Here is a 14266-nt window from a genome sequence, read left to right as displayed (position 1 = left end):
ACGCCTGGTTCGAAAGGCTACCGGCTCAGTCCTCTTCCAATTCGCCGCAGACAAGCCGCCGCGTGACGTCCGTCAACAGTTCGACGCCGCGCAACGCGTCGTCGTCGCGGGTGTACTCCGCTTCGTTGTGCGAGATGCCTTCGACGCTGGGAACGAAGAGCATGACGGTCGGAACCACATCCTTCATGTTGGTGGAATCGTGCCCGGCGACGGTCATCACGTCCCTGTGGCTGTAGCCCAAACTCTCTGCGCTTACCCTGCCCAAGGCCGCGCCCTTGGACTGGTAGGACACCACACCCCAGTTGTGCGTCAGGTCCAGGCGGATGTCCGCCCGGGAATCTGCCTCGGCGTCGACAATCCTCTTGCCCAGCCGTTCCATGGCGAGGCCCAGGACGGACTCGTCCGGTGAGCGCAGATCCAGGTTCATCAGGACCTGGCGGGCGATGGTGACCGGTGAGTTCGGCAGGACATACAGCTCGGATACCGATGTGTGCAGCAGCCCGGGCTCGAATTCCGCAGTCAGTTCACGAGCGGCGGCGATGACCAGCGCGGCCCCAAAGAGGGCGTCACGGCGGTCCTCCATGCGGGTGGCGCCAGTGTGTGACTGGGCTCCGTCCACGGTAACCCGGTACTTGCTGGCGGCCCAGGTGCGGTCCACGATCCCCACTTGGGTGTCGGTTTCTTCCAGGTTCCTGCCCTGCTCGATGTGGATCTCGGCATAGCGTGCAACCTCGGCGAGGACCGGGGCGTTTCCTTGCGAAGTGCTGTGTCCGGCGGCCAGGGCTTCCGCCACTGTGATTCCGGCAGGGTCTGCGGTGGCAAGCGCGTCCTCAAGCGGCAGCTTCCCGGTGAAGACAGAGCTTCCCATCATGCTGGGCGCGAAGCGGCTGCCTTCCTCGTTGAACCAGTTCACAACGGCCAGGTTGTAGGTCGGGCGGAGCTTTCCGGCCTGGACTTCCGCAGCGACGCGGGCGCCTGCATGGGCCGCTGCGAGCACGCCATAGGCCCCGTCGTATCGTCCGGCCAGCGGCTGGGAGTCCAGGTGTGAGCCGACCAGCACATAGGGGGCGCCGGCGACCAGGTCCAGGGTGCCGAACTGGTTGCCTGCCCCGTCCACTGATTCGGTATAGCCGTGCTGGGCCAGCCATTGGCTGAACCATGCCCGCGTGGCATGGTCTGCGGCCGTGCCGGCCTGCCGGTCCACGCCTCCCCCGGGCGTGGCGCCGAAGCCAGACATCGTGGCGAAGTCTGCGAGGAACTCGTCGTGTGCGGTGCTCATGGGGTTTCCTTCCCTGTCAATGCTGCCTCAAGGTCTGTGGCGCGGACCGGCGCCGGCAGATTTTCCTCGCCGAAACGGATTTGCCCGCCCACCATGGTGGCGAGCACGCGGGTGGCTGAGATGTTTGAGGGGTCCACGGCGGTGGGGTCCTGGTCCAGGAACACGAGGTCCGCCAGGTACCCCGGTGCCAAGCGGCCCTTGATGTGCCCGGCTCCCGTGGCGGCGGCCGATCCCGTGGTATAGGCTGCCAGCGCTTCGGCCGCGGTGATCCTTTCGGCCGGGCCGTACACGTCGCCTGAAGGAGTCAGCCGCTCCACGAACGACTGCATGACATCCAGGGGCCGGCCGTTAGAGACGGGGCGGTCTGAACTTCCCGGCAGTGTAACTCCTCGCTTCAGCAGGCTTTTGGCGGGATAGGACCACGAGGTGCGTTTGGGGCCCAGCAGGCGGGCCATACCGTCTCCAAACTCGGTGATGAAGTGCGGCTGCGGGACCAGCACGATGCCGGCCCGGGCTATCCGGTCAAGCTGATCGGGGCGGGCCACGCCGCCGTGCTCGATCCGGTTGGGCTGTGCGTTGGAACCGAACCTTTCCTGCGCCTCAGTGATGATGTCAATAGCGTGGTCGATCGCGTGGTCCCCGATGGCATGCATCGCAATCGCCCAGCCCGCCCGGTAGGCGCTGAGCGCCGACTCACGCAGCTGGTCCGCGTCCATTTGCAGGTAGCCGTGGTTGTGGGTGCAGCCGACATAGTCCTCGGTCATGTAGGCGGTACTGCCAAGGAGCGAACCGTCGCTGAAGATCTTCACCGGTCCCAGGCGCAGCCAATCGTCGCCCAAGCCGGTGCGGATTCCGGCGTCGAGGCTTGTGGAGGCCGGGTCATCGGCGTGGCCGGGCACATCGTGGAGGGCATCCATAACCAGCATTGGCTGCATCCTGACGCTCAGCATCCCCTTGTCGCGGGCATTCTGGTACGCGGCGAACTCCCGCGGCGAATAGCCGATCCAGCCACCGGCGATGCCCGCATCCGTGACGCTGGTAATTCCTTCGGAGAGGTAGTGTGACGTGGCCAGATCCAGTGCGCGTTCAATGGTCTCCAGCGGATACGGCAGCAGGATGTCCTGCACCAATCGCATGGCGTTTTCCTCCAGCAGCCCCGTCGGCAGGCCATCTTCGCCCATGACGACGGCTCCGCCTTCGATCGGTGCACTGAGATCGGCCTGGGCGGCTACGAGCTCCAGTGCTACGCCGTTGACCGTGCAGGCGTGGCCGGAGGAGTGTTTGATCCACACTGGACGTCCCCCGGCCGCCGCATCCAACCGGTCCCTGTCCGGTTGCCGGCCGTCGAGCAGCAGCGGGCTGTAACCGGATGCCACAACCCACTCCCCCGGGGCCATTTCGGCGGCGGCCTCGGCGATGATCTGGTACAGCCCGTCCAGATTTGCCGCTGCCCCTGCGTTGGCCTCCATGAGCCCCAGACCGAACCAGACACTGTGCGCGTGGACGTCATTGAACCCAGGGACAATCGTGGTTCCGGCGGCATCAATGGTCCAGAGGGCGTGGCCGCAAAGGCCGGCGTCGGGATCCACATCGAGGATTCTGCCGTCGTGAATGAGCAGGCTTGTCGCGGTGGGGCGGGAGGCATCCTGGGTCAGTATGCGTGCATTGCGAATCAGGAGATCGAAGGGCATGGATCCTCTTTGCTAGGGTCCCCGGGCCTTTCCGAGGAGTTAGGGCCGCGGCCTGAAAGTGCGGCTCCGTCCATTCAACTCTGTGATATCGCTGCCTTCAATGGATATAGAACGCTGTTTCATGGTCAAACTTTAGGCTTTTGCATAAAATGCCTGCATGACAGCAAATGATGGTGACGATGCGCGATCCTACGGTACGACCGCCAGGGAGTTCCGTCCCGGCCGTCCCACCGAGCCGGAATGGACCGAGTTGCTGGAGAGTCTCTGGAAGGATCGATCCCTGCTGGTGGACGACTTCCTGGAGCGTTTTTCCTCCATTTCCTATGGTGAAGCAGTGGTTCCCAAGGAGGACATCTACCGGACCGCAGCGGACACCATGGACATGTTCCTCTATCAGATGGCCGGGTTGGAGCTCCCCCCGGACCTGCAGACGCTTCCCCGCGAGGTGGCCGCCCGGCGCGCCCGCCAGGGCGTTCCCCTCGACGCGTTCCTGGTAGCCATCCGCAATGACTTCCGTGTTCTCTGGAAGGGGCTGGAACGGGTCGCGCGGGACAAGGGGATCGGTGTCCTGGTGGCCAACATGGACCGGGTCCTGGACGCCGTCGAAGGCTACGTGACCAGCATCCAACAGGCCTATGCCGAGGAAGAGGCCCGCCTGGCCCGCAACAAGCAGTTGTACCGCCAGCGCCTGCTTTCCCGGCTGTTCAATGCCGGACCTGGCACCCCACGTGAAGTCCAGGACCTTGCAGCGGCCCTCGAAGTGCAGGCCACCGGGACCTTCGAAGTGCTCGCAGTGACCTTGGACGCCGTATCCCAGGCCCAGCAGCAGTTCGAGTCCGACCACAGCATCTACATGTACGAGAACAGCGGAGTCCTGTATGTCTTCCGGCAGCAGCGGAAGGGGCTGACCTGGCGTCACGAACCGCCGGCCTTTCCTGCCGGGTACGTACCGGGAGTGGAGGGACTGGATGCCGTTCCCTCCGCTGCGGCTTCGGCACTTGTGCTGGCACAGCAGAAGCGCCGCGGCACCCGGCTGGCCACGATGGAGGACGCATGGATGGGAATCGCCAGCGGCCTCCTGGAGCAGAAGTTTCCAGGCTTTTCCACCTCCATAAAGAACGCTCTGGACAAGTGCACGCCCGTCGAACGCCAACGCCTGCTGGAGGTGGCACGCAGCTATGGGCGGACCGGATCCATCAAAGAAACGTCGGAGGAGCTGTTCTGCCACCGCAACACCGTAGTGAACCGCCTCCACAGCCTTCACGAGGCGATCGGCCTTGACCTCACAGTGCCGGGCGAGGCCGCGCGGGCACTCATCGCCCTCAGCCGCTACAGCGAGTTCACCGACTAGTTTGTGAAAATGCCTAAGAAAGGGGCCGAAAGTGGGTGGAAATTATCATTGTTTAGGGCGTTATCACTCACCTACTCTCGAATAATCACCGCAGCAGTGCAGGCCATCGCCCTTCGCCCGCCGCGGGACCCGAGATGCAAGAACTCAACCCCGCTCGAAAGGGCCCACGCAGTGACCACCTCAAATTCACTTTCCCCCGCCGCAGGTGCTCCTCCGGTGATCTCCGGCAAGGACGCAGGAAAGATTGCCCGTGCCGCCTTCGTCGGGACCGCGCTGGAGTGGTACGACTACTACCTCTTCGGCACGGCTGCGGCGCTGGTCTTCAACCGGCTGTTCTTCACCAATATGGACCCCACCGCGGCGCTGCTGGCCTCCTTTGCCACGTTCGGCGTCGGCTTCGCAGCCCGTCCGATCGGGGCCATGATCTTTGGCTACATCGGCGACCGTTACGGACGCCGGCCCGCGCTGCTGATGACCATCGTCATGATCGGCGCGGCCACGGCCTTCATCGGCCTGTTGCCCGATTTCGGCAGCATCGGCCTGGCGGCGCCCATCCTGCTCGCCGTCTTGCGGCTTGTCCAGGGCCTGGCTGTCGGCGGTGAATGGGGCGGTGCGGTAACCATGGCCGTCGAGCATGCCCCCGTTGAAAAGCGGGGCCGGTACGCCGCCTTGGTACAGGTCGGTTCGCCGGTGGCTACGCTGCTGGCCTCGGGCGCCTTCTCGCTCGTCCTCCTATTCCCGTCGGAAGCTTTTGACGCCTGGGGCTGGCGGATTCCATTCCTGCTGGCTTTCCCCATGCTCGGCATCGCGCTCTGGATCCGCCTCAAGGTGGAAGAATCCCCCATCTTCAAGGATCTGCTCGCCCAGGGTGAAACGTCCAAGGTTCCGGCGTTCGAGGTCTTCCGCCACGCCTCCGGCCGCTTGCTCGTGGCCGTACTCGCGGCCCTCCTCGGCGTGGGTGGCTTCTACATGATCACCACCTTCGCGGTGAGCTACGGGTCCAACACCCTGAAGGTGGACCGGAACGTCATGGTCAACGCAACACTGGTTGCCGCCGTGGCCCAGATCGGAGTCACGTTCCTCATGGGCCGGCTCGCAGAGAAGATCGGGCCGGGCAAGGTCACCATGTGGGGCGGTATCGTCAGCGCCGTCGCCGCTTTCCCCCTCTTCGCCATGATTGACACGAAATCCCCACTGCTGATTACGCTGGCAATCACCGTCGGGATCATGCTTATAGCGGTGGCGTACGCCGTCAACGGTGCCCTGCTGACCGAGCTGTTCCCGCCGAAGCTGCGCTACTCCGGTGTGGCCCTGGGCTATAACATCGCAGGTGCCACCAGTGGATTCATGCCCTTGCTGGCCACGGCAATGCTGGGCGTCTCCGGTAACCAGTCGTGGGGTGCGGCCCTGATCCTGGCGATCATCTCCCTGCTCACCGCCGTCGGCGGGTTCTTCGGCGAGCGCCTGCGGGTCCAGGACAAGAAGCTTGTCGCCGGCAGCTAGGGCCGGCCGCAGACAGTAGCCCAAGCTTTACCCTCTTTCGAATGCTCAACCACCAGAACGGGGAGCCGTCCACCGGACGGCTCCCCGTTTCGTTAGGAGACAAAATTGCTCAGTGACGACCAAACACTCCGCATCCTGGAGGCCGTCGACGCCGCCTTCGATGCCCAGCTGACCTTCACCCAGGACCTGGTCAAGCACCCGTCGCTGCGCACCCGGGAGGGCAGCGCCCAGGACCTGATGCATGCGGCCATGGCAGGCCGTGGCCTGGAGATGGACCGGTGGGAGCTGGACGCCGATGACCTGTCCGCCCATGAGGGCTACGGGCCCACAACGGTTTCCTATGCGGGCATGACCAACGTGGTTGGCACGTACCGTCCAGCCTCCGAGCAGGGCCGATCCCTTATCCTTAACGGCCACATCGACGTCGTCCCCGAGGGTCCGTCCGAGTCCTGGTCCCGCTACCCTTGGGACGCCCCCATCATCGACGGATGGATGTATGGCCGCGGCGCCGGAGACATGAAAGCAGGTCTCGCAGCCAACCTCTTCGCCTTCGACGCTGTCCGCGCGGCGGGGTTCGAGCCCGCCGGCCGCATCCACTTCCAGTCCGTCGTCGAGGAGGAATGCACAGGCAACGGCTCCCTGTCCGCACTGATGCGCGGCTATCGTGCCGACGCCGTCATCATCCCCGAACCAGAAGAAGACATGCTGGTGCGCGCCAACGTCGGCGTGCTCTGGTTCAGGGTCAGGGTCACCGGGAATCCGACCCATCCCCGTGAGATGGGCACCGGCTTCAACGCCATCGACGCAGCGTATACGGCAATCTCTGCGCTGCGGGAGGTCGAAGAGAAGTGGAATGCGGACCGCGGACAGCACCGCTACTTCGAAGACCTGGACCACCCCATCAACTTCAACTTCGGCGGCATCCAGGGCGGGGACTGGCCCTCCAGCGTCCCGGCCTGGTGCGAGTTCGACGTGCGCGCGGCAATATATCCCGGCATCCCCGCGGAGCAGGCATGGGCTGAACTTCAGGACTGCCTTGCCTCCCTGGGCCGGGGACCCGACCCGATCAACGCGGTCGGAGTGAAGACAGGTTTCTTCTCCGAGGGCTATGCGCTGGAGCCCGGAAGCGAAGCAGAGGCCATGCTGGAGCGCACCCATGAGCAGGTGTTCGGCAGTGAACTGCAAAGCTTCACCACGCCGGGCTACCTCGACGGCCGGGTCTTCACGCTCTATGCCGATACGCCGGCGCTGGTCTACGGCCCCGTTTCAGAGTCGATCCACGGGTTCGACGAGCGGGTCTCGGTCGAATCCATCCGCCGGATCACCAAGAGCATCGCCCTGTTCATCGCCGGCTGGTGCGGCATCCACGAACAGCCCGGGGTCCATTCGGAGCCCTGAGCAGCGCCAGCCATGGGTACGCTACTTCTACAACGAGCGAAACCACTCAACGAAATGGACGGAACCACATGCACGCCGTGCTCGAATACACCTACGAGGACAACTACCTTCAGACCCGCGGACAATACCGTTCAGACCACCTCAAGGCGGGCTGGGAAGCAGTGGAACGCGGCGAGCTTCTGCTGGGCGGGGCCGTTGGTGACGGACCCTTCACCGGGTTGCTGATCTTCACCGGCGAGAACGCACTCGAGGCGGCAAAGGCCTTTGCAGCCGCCGATCCCTACGTCAAAGCCGGCGTCGTGACGTCCTGGACCGCCCGCCCCTGGACAACGGTGCTAGGAAAAGAGGCGGCCACCCCCGTCCACCCCTGAATCCTCCGCAATCCGCTTGATAGCGGCGAGCGTTTTCGGAATGCCGTCCAGCGCCTGCTGGGTGCGGTCGGCGATCTGGGCGTCAGCCGCCTCACCGTACTTCTCCTTGAACATGGCTATTCCCTCCGGCAGGAATTCCCACGACTCGCTCAGGATGGTTCCGTCGGCTGCGGGGGTGAGCGTGAAGCCCCAGCGGACGAATTTGCCGCCCACCACCCAGGCGAACTCGCGGCCGCGTTCGGCAGCCACCACCTGCGAGCGGGTCTCCCAGGTCCGGTTCGGGAGCTCGTTATGCCCGGTGAACCAGGCGCCGGGTTGGCCAGCGCTGTCCTGATCGTCCCACCAGCACGACGTGCAGACCGGGCTCCACTCACCGGTGCGGGTGACATCGGAGACCAGGTTGTAGAGGGTCTCGGCTGATGCCTTGATGGTGATGGATTCCTGGAATTGGCGGATGCTGCTCTCATTCATGGGTCCATCCTTACAGACGGTTACTTCTTCCGACGGCGGCTGCCCCTGATCGGGGAAGTTCAGCAAAAACTCGGTAAAACCTGGGACATCCGCGCCCACCCGGCCTATACGATTTCCTGGATGACCGGGATCTGGGGCTTCCGGCGAACAAAACAGGGGGGATCTATGCCGGAACTCAGCCGCATCTATTGGACCCGGCAGGGGCTTCGCTTGGCGTATTCAGCGGTGATGGTTTGGCTCGCTGTCGCGGTGATGTCAGCGCTCATGTCGAAGGCAGCTCCGGCTGCGGGAGCGTCCTCCGCCGCCGGGGTGTTGCGCAGCCTGTTCGACGGCGTCGTCGCCGCGGTCACTGTCCCCGGCGTGGCCGCCGTCGTTCTTGGCATTGCGGCCGCCATCATCAGCAGCCGGGACCTACGACGCCGGGATCCCGTGCGGCGCTTCACCCGCCAGCAGCGCCGCGAAGGGATGGCCCGCGCTGGCGGGCTATGCGAGCTGGAAGCCGGGTTTGGGCGTCGCTGCGGCCGCCCGGCCGAGCACGGCGACCACTTTTACCCGTGGTCCAAGGGCGGTTCCACCAGTCTGCAGAACTTCGTGGCGGCCTGCGCCAGGTGCAACCGAGCCAAACGTGCCAGAATCCCGTCTCCGGGCCAGCAGCACCGGATGGAACGACGACGGCGTGAGTACCTGCCGCCGTCGTCCTCCGTCAGCGTGGGCGAACGGCAGCCGCTGCCCTGAGGCAGTTGGCGTGCGGGCTACGGCCCGCTCTCCGCAGCCTTGGCGAGCGTGAATATGCCATATCGCATCGCACCGGTGCGGTAGGCCAGGATCAGGCGGGGAATGCCCAGGAACGAGTTGCGGTTGCGTGAGCCAAGGGCGAGGCGCCGCGTTTCGCCGTCGGTGAGCAACAACTTCACGAGTCGGCCGGCGCAGATCGGCCAGGTCCGGGCGACGCGGCTGCTGACATCCTCATAGCCGGTGACCGTAAAGCCCGCCGCCCTTGCCATCGCCTCGTACTCCTCGCGCGTGCCCATCGAGGGCAGGCGCCCTTCGCGGCAGATCGGCTCCAGCAGGTGGCGGACCTTCCACCCGCTGGCATCGGTCTCGGCGAGCCACGCGCAGATGACGAAGCGGCCGCCGGGTGACAGCACGCGGTGTGCCTCGGCGAAGAACCTGGGTTTATCGACCATGTGCTCGCTCGACTCGATTGCCCAGGCCGCGTCGGCCGAGGCGTCGTCAAGGCCGTTGGCGAGCCAGTCGCGGACCTGGATGTCCACGTCCGGTATGGGATGCGCAGCGGCGTAGCGGGCCTGCTCAGCGGACAGCGTGAAGCCGGTGACCCGGACACCTCGTGTCACTGCGAGCCACCTCGCTGTGGAGCCGTAACCGCAGCCGATGTCGAGGCACGCCTGGCCCGGCATCAGCCCCAGCCGGTCGCCAACTGTTTCGACCAGCGCCTCGACGGCCTCGCCGGGTGTCTCATGGCCGGTCACCCAGAGGCCGTGATGGACATGCTCGCCCCAGACCCGGCGATAGATGGGGTCTAGCTCGTCGTAGTGATCCGCCACCGCCACGGCGTTCTGGGAGATATCGGGGACGATCACGCCACGACCCTACAACGGGCTCCACGCCGCCGGAAGGGTCAACAACCTAGCGCCCCGACCACTCTGCAGGCGTTAACCCGGCCATGGGCCCAGTCCTTCCCGATGTCGCCAACCGCGTCGGTGGTGGATTCGACCTTGGCGCGGATGTCCGAGGTGGTGCCGCCGGGGTTGGCACTGCGGGCGAGCGCGGCCACCGCGGCGACAACAGGCGAGGACATCGAGGTGCCGCTGCCGATGTCATACCCCTGGGAACGGTTGTACTCCCTGGCAAGGGTAAACCGGTGGTTGGGGAAGGTGGAGTAAACGCTGACCCCCGGCGCTGCCACGTCCACCCACGTGCCATAGGTGGAGAATGTCGCCTTCGTGTCGTTGTTGTCGGTTGCGCCCACGGCAATGACGTTGGGGTACGCGGCCGGGTAATTCATGGAGGTGTTCCCACCGTTGCCGGCCGCAGCAACCAGCACCACACCCGCGTTCCAGGCATTATTGACCGCAGTTTCCAGGGTGGTTGACGCGCCGACCGCCAGGCTCATGTTGATGACCTTCGCGCCGTTCTTGACGGCCCAGTTGATGCCGTTCGCCAGGCCTGAGCTTGATCCCATCCCCGTGTCGCTGAGGATTTTCCCGGCCAGGATGCTGCATCCCGGGCACACGCCGGCCACGCCCATGCCGTTGTTGGCGGTGGCGGCAACGATTCCGGCGACGTGGGTTCCGTGGCCGTAGTTGTCGTCGTTGCTCCTGGACGTGGTGAAGTTGGTCCGCGCCACGACCTTCGGGTTGATGTCGGGATTGTCCATCGCGACGCCGGAATCCAGGACAGCCACCCGGATCCCGGTACCTGTGGTGACGGTCCAGGCTTCGACCGCGTCCACGTCCGCGTCAGGTTTGCCCTTGCCTACGGTCACGGTACCGGCAGTGTTCGTGAATGACTGGCCTGTGTTTTGCAGCGCGTACTGGCTGGGGAAGTAGGTGTCGTCCGAGGCCGGAGTGACCACATAGTCCGGTTCGGCGTATTCCACCGCGGGGTTCCGGCCCAGCGCTTCGACCAGCTGCAGCTCCTTCCCTGCCGGCACGGTGATCAGGTGCGCGCCGGTGCTGCCGACGTCGGGCCCGTCGGTCAGCCCGTGCGATCTGAGGGCGCCTGCGGCGGCGGCATTGTCGCGGAACTTGACCAGGATCTGCCCTGCAGTGATGGCAGGGTCGGCCGCGGCGTTGCCGGGGACCACACCGCCCAGAAAGGAGCCAATAACCAGGAGAAGGGCGGCGAAGCTCGCCAGCACAAGCTTTTTCATGGGCTTATCTTCCGCGCGCGTGGCCCGGCTGGATAGGGGGAAAGCCCCTTGATATTTTCCCGGCCACCCGGGCTGTGGCCAGCAGGCAGGGCAGGAAGGACGACGGCGGCACTTGCGTATCGCCGTCGTCGTTCCTTCCAGCCCTGCGTCCGCCCGCCCTACGGGGCTGTTCGACGACCGTGGCGTGTCCGCTCAGCGGGCCTTCGCCTTGGTCACGGTGATTGTGATGCGGTCCGTAACCGCATGGGGGCTGACACCGTTGGCGGCGGTCACCCTGAACGTGAACTTGCCGGCCTTGGCCGGGGTGCCGGACAGGACACCCGTGGCCGCATCCAGGCTCAGGCCTGCAGGCAGTGCACCGGAGGACACGTGGAAGGAGGGGGCGGGGGCAGCCGTGGCGGCGAACGTGTAGCTGTAGGCGGTCCGCGTGTTCGCCTTGGTGGGCGGTGTGGCCGCGGTGAACACCGGCGGTGCTGCGTCCACGGTGATGACCGATACCGTGTTGGAAACGGTGTTGACGACGTAGGCGGCCGACCCGTCCGGGGACACGGCAACACCGGTCGGATGCGTCCCGACCGTGACGGCGGAGGTCACCGTCCCCGAGGCCACGTCGATGACGGACACCGTGTCGGCACCGGAGTTGGTGACGTAGGCCGCCGACCCGTCCGGGGCGACCGCAACACTGTCCGGGGCAAACCCGACCGGGATGGTGGAGGTCGCCGTACCCGACGCAACGTCGATGACCGATACGGAGTCGCCCTCGTTGTTGGCGACGTAGGCTTTTGACCCGTCCGGGGTGAACGCCACGCCCGTGGGAGATGACCCGACCGGGATCGTGGAGGTCCACGTGCCCGAGGCGACATCAATGACCGACACCATGTTGGAGTCCTGCCCGTTGGTGACGTAGGCCTTGGACCCGTCCGGGGCGAACGCGACGGCATTCGGAAGCGGCCCCACCGGGATCGCGGAATCCACCGTGCCCGAGGCCACATCGATGACCGACACCGTGCCTGAACCGCTGCCGCCGCTGGTGACATAGGCCGTCGCCCCGTCGGGGGCAAACGCAACGGCGAACGGAGCCGCCCCGACAGGGATCGCGGAAGCCACCGTGCCCGACGCGACATCGATGACCGACACCATGTCGGAATCCCCGCTGGTGACGTAAACAATCGACCCGTCCGGGGCCACCGCAACACCCAGCGGAGACGGCCCGACCGGGATCGTGGAAGCCACCGTGCCCGACGCGACATCAATGACCGACACCGTGCCGGCTTCCCAGTTGGTGACGTAGGCTTTCGATCCGTCCGGGGTGAACGCGGCGTCCCTGGGGCTTGAGCCGACCGGAATGGTGGAGGTCACCGTGGCTGCAGCGGTTGCAGGGATAGTGCCCGCCAGGATGAGGGCCGCCAGGATCGTCCCGATAAGTGCCACACTCCGGCCGCGAAGGCGGGCAGCGGATGAAGGTGAACCCTGGTATCGCCCGGACCCTGTGCTCAGTAGCTGCATCACGTTTCCCCCATTTCGAGAGCAAATCCTGTTGTGGCGCGGGCGTTGCGGCCCGGACGAAGATCACCTGCTCAAGCCGGAGTCTATAGACCGGGCAACCCCAAGGTCACCGTTGGCCGGTACCTGTCTTTTGGGCTGCAACTACCTGTTTCGCTCCGCTTGGGAGGGCCGTTTAGTGTCACGTAAGCGGGGTGATGGGGGTTACGGAGAACGGTTCGGCCAGCAGTGACTGCACCCCTTTCACGAATTCCTTTACGTGGTCTTCTTCGTTGTGGGCGGCGAGGTCGGCGCGGCGGGCCCATCCCTCAAAAAGGATGAAAGTACCTGGCCTTTGACCATCGGAGAAGACGGTGTATTCCAGGCATCCGGCGTCTTTTCGGCTCGCGGACTGAAGCCCCATGAGTGCTTCATGAAGCGCGGCTTCGCGCCCTGCTTTTGCGGTGAACACTGGCATTAGCCAGGCTTGCGCTTCTACCTGGCTGACCGTTGTCTGTCCCAATTTTTACCTCCTGGGGTGCTCCTGTGCCGGCAGGAGGGGCGGCATGGCCGCCGCCCCTCCCTTTTGGTCATGCGTCGATCTGCGGAACCTCGACCCACGCTTCTTTTGCAGCGGACTCGACGATTGCGTCATCGATGAGGGCCACCTGGTAGCCGTCGGCGAAGCTCGGGCTGACGCTGCCGCCTTCCGCAATGGCGTTGAAGAAGTCGTGCGCCTCGATGATCTTCGTTTCGCCGTATCCAATGCCGAGGGCAGGGATGGGCCAGAGTCCTTCTCCGTAGGGGTGTGCGGGCCCGGTGTAAACGGTGCGGAATCCCCGGCGGTCACCCGGGTCGGATGCAAAGCAGACCTGCAGTTCATCCCGCCGCTCGTAGTTGAAGACGATGCTTCCTTCGGTCCCGTGGATTTCAAAGGTGATGTAGTTGTTCCGTCCGTGGGCATTGCGCGTTGCTTCCACCGAACCCACAGCGCCGTTGGCGAAGCGGATCATGGTCATGACCTCGTCGTCCACATCAACCTGGCCGCGTGGGCCTTCACCGCCGCGTACGGAGCCGAGCGCGTCGGCGCCACCGGTCTGCAGCGGCCTCTCGGGGATCCAGGTGGACAGGAGGGCATTGACGGCGCTGAACTCGCCGACCAGGTAGCGCGCCATGTCAATGACGTGCGTTGCGATGTCGCCGAGGGCGCCGGAACCTGCGATGGATTTCTGGAAGCGCCAGGACAGCGGGGAGTTGGGGTCGGCGCTCCAGTCCTGCAGGTAGGTGCCACGGAAGTTGAGGATTTGTCCGATTGCCCCTTCTTCGATGTATTTCTTTGCCAGCGCGACGGCGGGCGTGCGCCGGTAGTTGAAGGCGACCATGTGGACAATGTTCTTGTCTTTGACCGCGTCGTACATCGCTTTGGATTCTTCGCCCGTACGCGCCAGGGGCTTTTCGCAGATGATGTGCTTCCCTGCTTCGGCGGCGGCGATGGCAATCTCGGCGTGGAGGTGGTTGGGCGTGGCGATGTCCACCACGTGGATGTCCGGATCGTCGATGATGCTGCGCCAGTCCGCTGTGGAGTTCTCGAACCCGAAGCGGCGGGCCGCCTCCGCCGCGAGATCCGGGTTGGCTTCCGCAATGACTTTTCGGACCGGCATGGCTGGTGCGGGCCAGAAAAACATGGGCATGGCGGCGTAAGCCAGCGAGTGGGCCTTGCCCATGAAGCCGCCTCCGATGAGGCCGACGTTGAGGTTCTGCATGTGAATCGTGTTCCTTCCGGAAGGCGGGGCAGTTGCCGTCTGGGGCAGTCCCCGCGGTTGAAAA

The 14266-nt window shown here is 65.0% G+C and carries 13 protein-coding genes; 5 read left to right on the top strand and 8 right to left on the bottom strand.

The features are described 5' to 3' along the window. Nucleotides 1-25: 25 nt before the first annotated feature. Nucleotides 26-1279 (bottom strand): M20 family metallo-hydrolase, encoded by a 1254-nt coding sequence (locus tag LDO14_RS05605; protein ID WP_223994298.1) that lies wholly within the window; start codon nt 1277-1279, stop codon nt 26-28. Further along, on the bottom strand, nt 1276-2970 hold the full coding sequence (locus LDO14_RS05600) for an amidohydrolase (protein ID WP_223994296.1): 1695 nt from the start codon (nt 2968-2970) through the stop codon (nt 1276-1278). The genes LDO14_RS05605 and LDO14_RS05600 overlap by 4 nt, the downstream gene beginning before the upstream one ends. A gap of 157 nt (nt 2971-3127) precedes the next feature. Here LDO14_RS05600 and LDO14_RS05595 point away from each other — a divergent pair, with 157 nt between their 5' ends. The 4 genes from LDO14_RS05595 (at nt 3128) to LDO14_RS05580 (ending at nt 7593) form a co-directional block, all read left to right on the top strand. Continuing rightward, nucleotides 3128-4321 carry a helix-turn-helix domain-containing protein gene (locus LDO14_RS05595; protein ID WP_223994294.1) on the top strand — a complete coding sequence of 398 codons (1194 nt, stop codon included), beginning with the start codon at nt 3128-3130 and terminating at the stop codon, nt 4319-4321. Nucleotides 4322-4492: 171 nt separating this feature from the next. Then, nucleotides 4493-5824, top strand: coding sequence for an MFS transporter (locus tag LDO14_RS05590; protein ID WP_018770459.1), 1332 nt, complete (start codon nt 4493-4495; stop codon nt 5822-5824). A gap of 105 nt (nt 5825-5929) precedes the next feature. Further along, the gene (locus tag LDO14_RS05585) at nt 5930-7222 is read left to right on the top strand and encodes an ArgE/DapE family deacylase (protein ID WP_223994292.1); all 1293 of its coding nucleotides are present in this window, start codon (nt 5930-5932) and stop codon (nt 7220-7222) included. Nucleotides 7223-7290: 68 nt separating this feature from the next. After that, a complete protein-coding gene (locus LDO14_RS05580) occupies nt 7291-7593 on the top strand; it encodes a YciI-like protein (protein ID WP_018770461.1) in 303 nt (100 codons plus the stop codon). Here LDO14_RS05580 and LDO14_RS05575 read toward each other — a convergent pair. Then, nucleotides 7558-8064: an SRPBCC family protein gene (locus LDO14_RS05575; protein ID WP_051081402.1), complete on the bottom strand. Its 507-nt coding sequence runs from the start codon at nt 8062-8064 to the stop codon at nt 7558-7560. The two genes, LDO14_RS05580 and LDO14_RS05575, sit on opposite strands and share 36 nt — an antisense overlap. 165 nt (nt 8065-8229) lie before the next feature. Between LDO14_RS05575 and LDO14_RS05570 the strand changes: the two genes are divergently transcribed. Next, complete coding sequence (locus LDO14_RS05570) at nt 8230-8799, top strand: HNH endonuclease (protein WP_223994284.1); 570 nt, start codon at nt 8230-8232, stop codon at nt 8797-8799. A gap of 17 nt (nt 8800-8816) precedes the next feature. On the opposite strand, the gene LDO14_RS05565 is transcribed toward LDO14_RS05570, so the two are convergent. The 5 genes from LDO14_RS05565 to LDO14_RS05545 form a co-directional block, all read right to left on the bottom strand. Beyond that, the gene (locus tag LDO14_RS05565) at nt 8817-9665 is read right to left on the bottom strand and encodes a class I SAM-dependent methyltransferase (RefSeq protein ID WP_223994282.1); all 849 of its coding nucleotides are present in this window, start codon (nt 9663-9665) and stop codon (nt 8817-8819) included. A 38-nt stretch (nt 9666-9703) separates the two neighbouring features. Beyond that, entirely contained in the window at nt 9704-10957 is a 1254-nt protein-coding gene (locus tag LDO14_RS05560; protein WP_223994273.1) for a S8 family serine peptidase, read from the bottom strand. A gap of 192 nt (nt 10958-11149) precedes the next feature. Beyond that, the gene (locus tag LDO14_RS05555; protein ID WP_018770465.1) at nt 11150-12388 is read right to left on the bottom strand and encodes a beta-propeller fold lactonase family protein; all 1239 of its coding nucleotides are present in this window, start codon (nt 12386-12388) and stop codon (nt 11150-11152) included. Between the two features lie 253 nt (nt 12389-12641). Further along, entirely contained in the window at nt 12642-12962 is a 321-nt protein-coding gene (locus LDO14_RS05550) for a putative quinol monooxygenase (protein WP_223994271.1), read from the bottom strand. Nucleotides 12963-13029: 67 nt separating this feature from the next. After that, on the bottom strand, nt 13030-14202 hold the full coding sequence (locus LDO14_RS05545) for a Gfo/Idh/MocA family oxidoreductase (protein ID WP_223994269.1): 1173 nt from the start codon (nt 14200-14202) through the stop codon (nt 13030-13032). Nucleotides 14203-14266 lie beyond the last annotated feature (64 nt).

This window comes from Arthrobacter sp. NicSoilB11 (genome assembly GCF_019977375.1).
In the GTDB taxonomy this organism is placed as follows: domain Bacteria; phylum Actinomycetota; class Actinomycetes; order Actinomycetales; family Micrococcaceae; genus Arthrobacter.
This window is presented reverse-complemented; position numbering and strand designations above follow the sequence as displayed.

Coding starts and splice junctions, on each gene's coding strand:
- LDO14_RS05605 (WP_223994298.1), bottom strand. CDS start 1,279: ATGAGCACCGCACACGACGAGTTCCTCGCAGACTTCGCCACGATGTCT.
- LDO14_RS05575 (WP_051081402.1), bottom strand. CDS start 8,064: ATGAATGAGAGCAGCATCCGCCAATTCCAGGAATCCATCACCATCAAG.
- LDO14_RS05560 (WP_223994273.1), bottom strand. CDS start 10,957: ATGAAAAAGCTTGTGCTGGCGAGCTTCGCCGCCCTTCTCCTGGTTATT.
- LDO14_RS05595 (WP_223994294.1), top strand. CDS start 3,128: ATGACAGCAAATGATGGTGACGATGCGCGATCCTACGGTACGACCGCC.
- LDO14_RS05545 (WP_223994269.1), bottom strand. CDS start 14,202: ATGCAGAACCTCAACGTCGGCCTCATCGGAGGCGGCTTCATGGGCAAG.
- LDO14_RS05600 (WP_223994296.1), bottom strand. CDS start 2,970: ATGCCCTTCGATCTCCTGATTCGCAATGCACGCATACTGACCCAGGAT.
- LDO14_RS05570 (WP_223994284.1), top strand. CDS start 8,230: ATGCCGGAACTCAGCCGCATCTATTGGACCCGGCAGGGGCTTCGCTTG.
- LDO14_RS05580 (WP_018770461.1), top strand. CDS start 7,291: ATGCACGCCGTGCTCGAATACACCTACGAGGACAACTACCTTCAGACC.